6 protein-coding genes are annotated in these 11171 nt (G+C 35.8%); 2 read left to right on the top strand and 4 right to left on the bottom strand.

Annotated elements, in window-relative coordinates:
- The first annotated feature begins 165 nt into the window (after window positions 1-165).
- Window positions 166-387 (top strand): hypothetical protein, encoded by a 222-nt coding sequence (locus EGI22_RS09220; protein ID WP_255067945.1) that lies wholly within the window; start codon window positions 166-168, stop codon window positions 385-387.
- A gap of 264 nt (window positions 388-651) precedes the next feature.
- On the opposite strand, the gene EGI22_RS09225 is transcribed toward EGI22_RS09220, so the two are convergent.
- Together EGI22_RS09225 and EGI22_RS09230 are read right to left on the bottom strand one after the other, a co-directional pair.
- Complete coding sequence (locus tag EGI22_RS09225) at window positions 652-1929, bottom strand: hypothetical protein (RefSeq protein WP_255067947.1); 1278 nt, start codon at window positions 1927-1929, stop codon at window positions 652-654.
- 190 nt (window positions 1930-2119) lie between these two features.
- Entirely contained in the window at window positions 2120-7141 is a 5022-nt protein-coding gene (locus EGI22_RS09230; RefSeq protein ID WP_255067948.1) for a LamG-like jellyroll fold domain-containing protein, read from the bottom strand.
- A 554-nt stretch (window positions 7142-7695) separates the two neighbouring features.
- Here EGI22_RS09230 and EGI22_RS09235 point away from each other — a divergent pair.
- Window positions 7696-9042 (top strand): 7TM diverse intracellular signaling domain-containing protein, encoded by a 1347-nt coding sequence (locus tag EGI22_RS09235; protein WP_255067949.1) that lies wholly within the window; start codon window positions 7696-7698, stop codon window positions 9040-9042.
- A gap of 142 nt (window positions 9043-9184) precedes the next feature.
- Here EGI22_RS09235 and EGI22_RS09240 read toward each other — a convergent pair whose 3' ends face one another.
- Window positions 9185-9334 carry a hypothetical protein gene (locus EGI22_RS09240; RefSeq protein ID WP_255067950.1) on the bottom strand — a complete coding sequence of 50 codons (150 nt, stop codon included), beginning with the start codon at window positions 9332-9334 and terminating at the stop codon, window positions 9185-9187.
- Between the two features lie 842 nt (window positions 9335-10176).
- Window positions 10177-11171, bottom strand: a 995-nt coding sequence (locus EGI22_RS09245) for an SdrD B-like domain-containing protein (RefSeq protein ID WP_255067951.1), incomplete at its 5' end; no start/stop codon positions are given.

Below are 11171 nucleotides of genomic sequence, written 5' to 3' on the forward strand. Positions count from 1 at the left end.
ATTTTAGTCATCTTGAAATACAATATTCTAAAATATCCGCTGAAAAAAGCATGACCATTGAAAGGTATTAGTATGATATAAATTTTAATATAAAAAAGCCGCAAGGATTTTTTTACGGCTTTTAGTTTTTTCAAAAAAACTATAAAAATCTTAAATCCTAAAATTGTGGTCTTTCTGATTGGCAACGACTACAATACGCAAATGGAAGAATATTTAAAAGTAAAAATAGATTTAATAGACCCCGCTTTAAACATTTCGCATATAACCGACCCCGAAGGTATTTTGCCTGACCACTCTTACAAAATATTTCATCCAAGGTATTTGTATAAACTCAGGACACATCATGCTGTGGTGCAAAGAATTGTGGAGTTGGGAGAGGAGGGATGAAAAACCTATCAATGTATTATTCTACTTCTTACCATGTTTCCGAAATGCCTGAATCAATTGAAAAATGAAATAGGCGATGAAAATACGACTAAGCCCCTCAATGAATCTTGATAAACCAGTCGGCGGAACTTTAAGTTTTTCAGCAATAAAATCTGTTTTATGCGTAGGGTTAATAAATTCTAAAAAGTAGGATAAAATATTTCCAAATTCACACCAATATTTAGATTCAAAAATATTAATACTATAGGCATTTAACGAAACAATTTAGACAAAAAAGAAAAATGCTGAAACTGTTAATGTAGAAAACAAACCTTTTTCCCAATCTACCCCATGGTTTGTGGACTTTTTATTAAACCAAAGATTTAATTTATCCCATTTATGTTCTTTCCAAGACAATGACTCATCTAAGGCATTCATTTCTTTGGAATAATACTCCAATGCATCTTTTTGAGAGCCACGGTTTTCATAGATCTTTTTGATTTGACTTAATGCTTCTATTTTTGCCTCAGAAGAAGTTGATTGAAATTCAGTTGGGAAGTCTGAGCCAATAATTGAAGTTTCAATAATTTTGGAATTTAAGAACTGAAGCCTACAATTATAAAATTCACAGCCAATGAAAGAGACCTTCCCTAAGTCTGAATTTCTGAATTGAATCAAATTTGAAATGGAAATATTGTTAAAATTAATCTGACCATAATTTATATATTCAGTAAATAATAATTTTTCAATCATGATACTACTTAAATATATCATCACATTTTTTGAAGCAAACGAATTTTGAAATTCGATAGTTTTGAGATTAAGGGAATTTATTATTGAAGTATTATTCTCTAAATTATTGATGGTTAAACTATTTACATTTAGTTCTGTCCCTGTTTCATCATGGTAATTCTTTAGATTCATTTTTTTTAATCCTTCAGCATCTATTTTAAGATTCCCAATTTCTCCACCGGTGATATAGGCAACATTAACTTTGACTTCTCCATAAATACCAAAATAATTGGTATTACCTGATTTATGGTAAATGTGATTTATTTCACCTCCATTTACTATTAATGATTTAATTGAATTTTTTTTAATGAATAAAGCAGATTTTATTCTAATTTCGCTTGAAATAGAAAAGTTCTCCATATTGTTATTTTCAACTGTCACAAAATAATTAAATACCCCACCAGAAAAGCCTAAATTTTCAAAAAATGAATTCTTTATAACAAAGGAACTTTCAACAAGACTGTCTCCATTAAAAGTCAAATCTTTACTTGATATTTCTAAATTGACATTTGAATCTTTGGGTGATTTAAGATCCCAAAAATTTATGAAACCAGTAGTTTTCAAGCCTTTAATATCTACATTCTTAAATTCAACATTTTTAAACGTTATATTTCTCTCAATATGAATATCTTTATTGATTCGAATTGATTCAAATGAACAATTTTCGAAATATATTATTTCGCCAATATTAGAATTTCTTATAAATTCGGAAGTTGGATTCTGTAGAATTTCAATTAATTGGGCAGTATTTATTGGTCTATAATATGTCATTGGATTTTAGATTTTAACTATTTCACACTCCCCTCAACCACAGCAATCTCCTCATCAGTAAGGTCCTAAAGCTCATACACCATGCGGTCTATTTCGTTAACTTCAGTGCATGCAAAAAATAGTACCGAAAGAGCAAAAAGACTTAAATTTTTGTTAAATTTCATTTTTTAAATTATTGATTAAGAATTGATTAGTTACAGTTTAATATAGAAGCTTTAAACAATTGGCCGTTACTTGTGAAGCCCGGATTGATCGTAATTGAGTTAGTTGCACTATACTCTATATTTGAGTTAATTATTTGATTAGTAGCTGTAATTGTCTTGCCATATATTATGTCTGTAGTATTTACATAATTTTGCGTAATGTTGACATTGGCCTTTGTAGGTAATATAGTATAGGTAAATGTTTTAGGATTGCCCTTGCAGGCACTTTCTGATAAATAACTGATTACAACTTTGCCATTCCCGTTTCTGATGCCATAAGTTAGCACTGGGTTTGTTACACCTGCCACATACGAACTACCACCACCACCTCCACCTCCGGCACCTTTATCGTCAAAAGAGCAAGTCGTAGTACCAGCCGATCCGCCGCCGCCGCCGCCGCCGCCGTAATAACCGCCACCGCCGCCACCACCATCAGGATTAGCAGGACAACAACAAGTTTCCCCGTTTCCGCCTTTTCCTCCTTGCCCATTTTGGTCACCGTTTTCCCCATTTTGGCCTAAAGAAAAACCACAACCACTTCCCCTTTGACCACCAAGTGCACCAAAGGCCCCTTCACCTCCACCACCTGAAGGTGAGTTGACACCATTGCTTCCATATTCGTCACCATTTCCACCAGCCCCACCAAAAATATTGCTGTAGTTACAACCAGGTTTACCGCCGCCGCCGCCGCCACCTGCCACAAGTATGCGGTTATTCAAAGCCTGACCTCCCGACCTTACGTCAGTTGCACCACCTCCACCTGCTCCCCAAGACAGACCACCACCATTAAAACCACCAAAACCTGTGCCCCCTTGGCCTCCTACAAATATATAAAGTGTTTGTCCAGGGGTCACATCTAAAAATCCTGAGGCCAAGGTCCCTTTGCCACCCAAACCACCAAATTCTGCAGTATGTCCTATTTTTCCACTTCCACCTTCAGCACCAAACGCCTTTATTTTAATAGAGCTGATGCCAGCAGGGATGGTCAAGGTTTGCATATTGCCTGTATACTCAAATACTATGGAATCCTCTTTAGGAACGCCCAGTGGAGTTACTGTAAATGTAGATACCAAGGGGCTGTTGCCCTCATTTGTTCCCATAAATAAAGGAATGATGTTTGAGCCAGAATCTGGTAATCCAATGGCCGTATTGTTGTTTGACCATTTGTAGGAATTGGCGGTTCCGTTGAAATAATAAGCTGGTATAAGGGTATTGCTACAAACTGTTTTGCTTTCAAGATCCAACACACTAGGAAAAATTTGCAAGCCGACATTCACTTTTAATCTTGGACTTTCGTTACAGCCACTTTCAGTCTGTGATACGAAGTATTGGCTTTGATTGAGTGTACTGTTTGTAGCTAATGATACACCCCCTGTTTCAGATCCGTACCACTTTAAATCTGTACCTGTGGCTGTTAAATCTGAAATCTTTACGGAATCTACCTTACAAAAACTTTGGCTTGCGTTGGCAAAAGGTTTTGAGCCTTTGATTATAGGGCTGAATACAATCCTTGGGCTTTCGCATGTTTGGGTGTTTTGGCTAATATAAATATTTTGCCCTTTATTGATTATGCTGTTTGTATCCAAAACAATAGAGCCAGTTTCTGACTCATAAAATTTTAATTGTGTGCCGTTTACGTTTAAATCTTTTATTCTGAATCCATAACATTGCTCGGGCGAAGAAACAACCGTTGGTGAAGGTGAAGAAGGTAGTACGGTTATGGTTCGGCTTGTATACGATGAAGCACAAGATGAAAGATTTGGAGTAAAAAAGTATGTCGTAGTATTCAAATTATTGAAAGCAGGCGACCATATACCAGCAATCCCGTTTTTGGAAATATTGGGAAGCGGCGAAATAGCGGTGCCTTGACAGATACTATAAGAGGAATCAAATTGAGCGGTACCTGCATCAAAAATACAAGCAGTTCCATTTTGAATAGCACCTATTGAAACGAAATTTGAAGTTACGTTGCCACAATTCAATCCGAAGTTTAAAAGATTCATGACATTATTATTCCCCGAAAAATCAGGAATTTTATTACTATTGGTATTTTGTCCTTCAGCTATTCCATAATTAAAATGTTGGTTTACCATTAAATTGGGAATAAAGCCACAGCTTGGCATTATAAATTCACAGTTTAAATGGGAGCTGATTTCCTCTTGTGTCAAAGCCCTATTCCAAAACCTAAACTCATCGATTTGACCTTTAAATGGGTAAATATTGTTATACCGGCTGCCAATGGTAAAATTTATGATATTTTGAGGTATTGGAGTGCTCAAAGGATTTGGGCCAGATTTTGTAAGAGAGATTTCGTTGCCATTGATATACATTTTGGCTAATGAAATTTGAGGATTATAAACAAGAGCCAAATGCACCCAAGTATCTGGTGTAATGGTGTTTATACCGCCGTCAAGATAAACTCCTGGCACAGGAATAAATCTTAGGTTGTTTGAGAAAGCACTCCCAGTATGCAGTTCCATTACTTCGGCCCCCTTGCTGAAAATCATATCTAAAGTTGAGCCCGACCTTCCCCATTTGATCCATGATTCTATTGTAAATTCGCTAACATTTAAAGTAGAGTTGTGATTGACCATAACTCTGTCGTCAATACCATCAAATGCCAATGCGGCACCCGATTGACTCCTTATGGTTAAATTCAAAAAATTCGTTTGGCATCCCGAAGAATAACTATAAAGACCCGTTTGGGTATAACTTGTGTTGTTAAGTGACCAGGTGTAGGTACCGCATTGGGTAACCGTTACGGTATCGGTCAAAGGAATAATTTTTACGGAAAGCCTTGCAGTATCGGCACATTCGCCTTGGTTTGGTGTGAAAAGGTACGTGGTAGTTTGTGTATTGTCCAAAGCAGGTGACCAAGTACCTGTAATGTTATTATTTGAAATTAAAGGCAATGGCGTTATGGCTTGGCTAAAACAAACATCAGGTTGGGCTGTAAATGTAGGCTTGGTAAGTGGCATAACTTCAATTATCAATGTAGTTTCACACTGGCCACTGGTAGGGGTAAATGTGTAAGTGGTAGTTTGAAGGTTATTTAAGGCGGGTGACCATGTCCCTGAAATGCCATTCAAAGAGGTTGTAGGTAAAGGATCCATCGTTGCACCTATGCAAACGGGGGCAATACTAGCAAAAGTTGGAGCCGAAACTATTGAACTACAAAATTGAGGGTTTAAAATCGGGCCATTAGCTATTAAATTAGAGGTGGAATCGAGGCAAGACAACGCAAAATTATGCAAAATCATGTGGTTTTGATTCGCTGATGAATCTGGCAATTCGGTCAAACTGGTATTGTCTCCTGCCGCTTTACCTAAATTAAAATGCTGATTCACAACCAATCCACATGCTGAAATGGGAACCTTACAGTTCATGTAACTTTGAATTTCTGCTTGAGTCAATATTTTGTTCCAGACTCTAAATTCATCTAATTGACCTTTAAATGGAAAAATATCCCCACTCCTAATACCTATATTAAAGTTCATATCGTTTTGAAGCACAGGACTACTTAGCGGGTTGCCCCCCGTTTTCGTCAAAATGATTTCATTGCCGTTGATATACATTTTGGCCAATGAGGTACTAGGATCATAGGCCACTGCCAAATGTACCCATGTGCCTGGTATAATAGTGTTTTCGCCGCCGTCGAGATACACTCCAGGGGTAGGTATAAACCTAAGGTTATTGCTTGCTGCACCGCCGGTATGCAGCTCCATGATTTCTTGACCTTTGCTAAAGAGAAATTCTACAGCGGTACCTGAATTACCCCATTTTAACCAAGTTTCAATCGTAAATTTTGATAGATTTAAACTTGAATTATGGTTAATGCTTACTTTATCATTTATGCCGTCAAAAGCCAAAGCGGCACCTTCTTGGCTAACAATGCTTAGATTCAAAACATAAGTTTTACAGCCTTGGTAAAAATAATATACACCCGAAACGTCGTAAGAGGTATTGTTGACTGCCCAAGTATAAGGTCCACAGCTTGAAACGTTTACAGAATCTCTAATATTGGGTTGAACCACAATCGTAATGCCCGTTTCACAATGATTTGTCGCAGGTGTAAATACATAGCTGGTGGTTTGGGTGTTGTTAAGGGCAGGTGACCAGGTTCCTTCGATGCCATCGAGTGATGTAGTCGGAAGCGGACTCAATGCTTCACCTGCACATATAGGAGCTACGTTAGCAAAAGCTGGTGCTAATAAAACCGAAGAGCACATTTGTGGATTAGCTACCGGACCAGATGACACCAAATTTGAGGTAGCGTTGTTACAGGTCAATCCAAAATTTTGCAATATCGCATGGTTCTGATAAGCAGAAGAATCTGGAAGCTGAGTTAAAGAAGTATTGTTGCCCTCTGCAAATCCGAAGTTAAAGAGCTGATTTACAATTAATCCACAGGCTGTTTTTGGAATCTTACAATTGATATGGCTTTGGATTTCGCTTTGGGTCAATACCTTGTTCCAAACTCTAAATTCGTCCATTTGGCCTTGAAACGGGAAATTGTTATCGGAACGATGCCCAATAATGAAATCTGTAGCGTTGAATGCTATGGGTGTACTGAGAGGATTAAACCCTGTTTGAATCAAACTAATCTCGTTACCATTGATATACATTTTAGCTAAGGAAATGCTTGGGTCATAAGCAACAGCAATGTGCACCCAAGTGTTAGATGCAAAGGTGTTGTCTCCTCCATCCAGAAATACCCCGTTAGTTGGAATAAAACGAAGATTGTTACCATAACTTCCACCCGTATGTAGCTCAATGTTATTGCTTCCTTTACTAAATATAAAATCTACAGTTTGCCCACTTCGTCCCCATTTCACCCAGGTCTCGATCGTAAACTTGGTAAGATTTAAAGAAGTATTATGACTTATAGAAAGTTTGTCATTTATGCCATCAAATGCCAAAGCTTCGCCCACATTGGTTTGGGTACATTGGCCAAAAGCGGTATTTAAATAAAGACAATAAATTAGAGTGATACTAAAAATTTGTTTCATTTCAAAAAATGCATTTTTATGAATAGAATAAAATATCAGGCATTCGACCACCTTTCAATACACCAAAAGACTATTTTTTTTTATCATATTGACCTATTGGGAAAACGAATGTGTTAATAACTTTAAATTACCTACAAACTCTTTGGGCAGTTGGCTTCTAAAAAAATCCAGATGGCATTGTTTGAGCCCAATATTTGCAAATCTTCTAACAAAGAACCTTTAACTTTGATTTGGAAAAAGCTAAAAACTGATGAGAGTTCAATCCAAGTTTTTTTTATAATTTTAAATTTTTGAAATTTTTTCTTTTTACATCGAAAAGTCAAATATAGAATTGGGGAAGGTTAAGGTGCTAAAAAAGCATGGGTAGTAAATGGGTAGTATGACTATAAAATATTCACTATCAATACTATAAATATTTATTTTGGATTTCTATTCGGCTTAAATACTTCAAAAAACCAAGAAAATAAAAAGTAAAAACCCACCAAAAGTTCCAATCGACTTTTAGATAATTATCTTTGAAGGTCAGAAATTTTCGAGAAAATTAAATTTTTTTTATGCCTACTAAAGGATCTATATTTTTTATACTTTTTTTTAGCTTGCAGCTAAGTATTTCTGCACAAATAAAAACCAGTTTCTTTCATGATACAGCTCAAGAGGTATCTATTGACAGTATCGCCCTTTTTAAATTCGAGCCCTTCGAAACCAAAATAAACAGAGGCCTTAAAAATGGTACCTACTGGCTAAAGGTCGAAAATGATGGGGAGGAACGCTTAATAGAAATTTCATCTGCAAGAGTACGTAAAGCAGAGGCCTATATTGAAGGTTTGATATTAAAAAAATTACCTGATTTCAATATGATAACTTACGACCTACCACCCAACAAAGTAATGTATTTGAAGGTTTTATGTGAAAAGGAAGGAGGATTTCCAGTAGTAAGTCATATCAAACAATTGGCACTTAAAAACATACAAAAACAGTATTTATACTATGGTTTATACTACGGCTTAGGCATAGTAATCGTGATATTGAACCTATTCTATTTTTTCAATTTTAAAGAAATCACCTTTTTGTATTATAGCTTTTTTTTAACAGGCATCTTATTTACCATACTTTTTAGAGATGGTTTAGTGCCATTCGTTTTTAATAGTTCTTGGCTAGCCAAAGATGGAGAGGTAATTTTTCATTTTGCCACGGTTTCTTTCGGTATTTTGTTTGCTTCAGAGTACTTACGCCACCAACTACATTTTCCGAAGCTTAAATTTTTCGCCTTTTTAAACTCTTTAGCCACATTGATATTTTTTAGCATATATATTGGTACCAATCGCTTCATTTGGTTTGGTCTAGCACAACTTTCGGGCATAACTTTATTGAGTATTTATTGGATTTCGAGCCTTTTGCTTTTTCGAAAAAACACTTTCTCTGCCTTTTTTGCTATTGCTTATAGCTTTATTTTGCTTTTAACGATTGACTTTTTCATTTTACCCATTTTTGGCTTACCCAATCTGGGTATCACTACTTCTCTAATGAAAATTTCTTCGGTATTTGAAATGCTGATATTGAGCTATGCCGTAGTATACAGAATGCGAATATTGCAAAAAGAAAATAAAGATATTCAGGCATCACTTTTTAAGCGAACCTCGCAAATAGAAAAATTAGAAGAGGAATTGAATAAGCTGAAACTCGGTGTAAAAAACAATATTACCACCGCTGACCTCAGTGGCCGAGAGGTAGAAATTTTGACCATGATCGCCAATGGTGTTCCTACCAAAGAAATGGCCGACAAACTTTTTTTATCTGTCAATACGATTAAATACCATGTAAAAAACCTTTACGACAAACTCGAAATCTCAAGCCGCCAGGAGGCAAAACTAAAAGCTGCAAATATCAAGGGTTTGGGATAAAAAATAGTCGCTCTTCGACATCTTCCTGATGTCGAAGCTAGATAGGGAGGATTTCCAATCCGATTAAAGTTCTGCCAATTCAATTGGGCCTTTCTTTGTTCCGTAATAATCACCACAAAACTATTCAAATATTCTTCTTCTTTCAAAACAATACCAGCTCTAAAGGATTTAAATGCATATATTTCAATTTTGTCAAAAAAAACTCTTCGGAATAAATTTCCTCGCCGTGATAGCCTTCCTCCCAAAACCAGACTGGAACGCCAGCCCGGTTTTCTTCCTTTTTTTTAACCATAGGAGCCATTTTTTTCTGCTTTCTTTGGGGTTATTTTCAATTGCCCGCATAATTTGCTTTGATGTAAACTGGAACGCCAGCCAGATTTTAAAATCTCTTAGGATATCACTTAAAGGAACTATTTCACTTTGAACAATTAAATGAATATGATTAGTCGGGGCGGCCATAGGTATAAAAACATACCCATAAATTTTCAATCCTTTTTCTTGTTGACAAAATTTTAGACTATCAATTAATATATCTACATAAAGTTGTCTAGTGAAAACATCGCACCATTGATGAACTGTTGATGTAATAAAATATATTGCATGTTGGTCTTTAATTCTATATTCCTATGCCATGTTTTTTAAGATTTAGACTTAAAATTATTAAAATAGGATTGAAAATCCTATTTTATCTAGCTTCGACATGCCCTGCGGAACATGTCGAAGATCGGAGATATTCAAGCAATGGTCTTCCTTCAAAATTTGCAGCCACAAATCTTAAGTCATTTAAGGGTATGTTGGTTATTAGTACTTCTGAGAGAAAATTGAAATGAAAAATTATCTAAATTTTATAAATAAAATTTTTAATCGATGTAAGGTTGATAAAGCATTTCCTTTCCTGAAAATATAACCTCTTGATTTTTAAAATTAACGCTTAATACATAATATAGAAACTATTTTTCTTTGAAAATTTCACTTGTTTTTTTAAGCATTCATCTATTGAAATTTAAACATTTCGAATGAATTCTTATTTTGTGGTTATTGATTTTATTTCTAGAGCAGGTACATTTTGCTAAAATACAAAAACTCCAACCATCTGGCTGGAGTTTTTATAAATTAAATTTAAAATGAAGGAAATTACTTCGTCTTTTTAATTATAAATGGAATACAAATTTCATTTTTACAATCACAGAAATCTGTAATAATAATAGGACAACATCCAGCAACTGAGCAAGTATTTAAACTTGGAATTTCAACAGTATAGCTTCCATTTTGAGTAGCCAAGTAAATATTGGAGGTTTCTCCTTGAATTACCACGCCGTTTCGCTTCCAAACATAAGTTAAATAACCCGTAGGTGCCATTAACTCTACTTTTTCACCTTTAGCTGAACACAACATAATAGGTAGGCTAACACAGGCTTTTGCTATATCGTCTTCGGTATTTAATTGATTTCCCGCCTGAGAATCAACATCGGCCTTATCTTGTGTTTGCACCCATGCTGTGTTACAAGCAAGACCGCCCATCGAAGTCATAATTTTGGCATTAACTATCATTGTTGCCGTATCACCCTTGGCAATACTGATACCTGACCAAATACCTGTGAGTGCATTAAAACTACCTTCGGTTACTGAATGGGAAACATAAGTCATATTTGATGTTAGGCTATCTCTCACACTCAAAGTGACCAACTCATTAGAATTGTCCTTTCTGAACACTTTCACTGTAAATGTGATCAGATCATTTACATTAACTTGACATTGAGCATTCGTGGTCTTAGTAAGTTCTACATCTACCAGCTGTTGATTTTCTATTATTACTCCAGCATTTACATGAACTTTGTTTTCTCCAGGTAATAAAGTAATTGTGCCAGTTAAGCCTGAGGCATTGGCATCAGAATCTAGGCTATCGTCTGTGCCTTGGTTGGCGTCTGTAAAGCTTGCTCCTGGTATCTGCTCAAACTGTACCTTGTAATCTCCTGCAAGAAGTGAATCAAACTTATACAATCCGTTGGCGTCTGTAAAGGTACTGTCTATGACGGTATTGCTTGCGTCTAACAAATACACCTTCATACCGCTTACTGCTGGCTCTGATGAGTCTTGGATGCCATCACGGTTTTCGTCTACCCATACAT

The sequence above is a fragment of the Lacihabitans sp. LS3-19 genome, from assembly GCF_024343575.1.
Lineage (GTDB): Bacteria > Bacteroidota > Bacteroidia > Cytophagales > Spirosomataceae > Leadbetterella.

What these genes read in the sequence shown, in the direction of transcription:
- EGI22_RS09225 (WP_255067947.1), bottom strand. Translation starts at nt 1,929, where the DNA reads ATGACATATTATAGACCAATAAATACTGCCCAATTAATTGAAATTCTA.
- EGI22_RS09230 (WP_255067948.1), bottom strand. Translation starts at nt 7,141, where the DNA reads ATGAAACAAATTTTTAGTATCACTCTAATTTATTGTCTTTATTTAAAT.
- EGI22_RS09235 (WP_255067949.1), top strand. Translation starts at nt 7,696, where the DNA reads ATGCCTACTAAAGGATCTATATTTTTTATACTTTTTTTTAGCTTGCAG.
- EGI22_RS09240 (WP_255067950.1), bottom strand. Translation starts at nt 9,334, where the DNA reads ATGGTTAAAAAAAAGGAAGAAAACCGGGCTGGCGTTCCAGTCTGGTTT.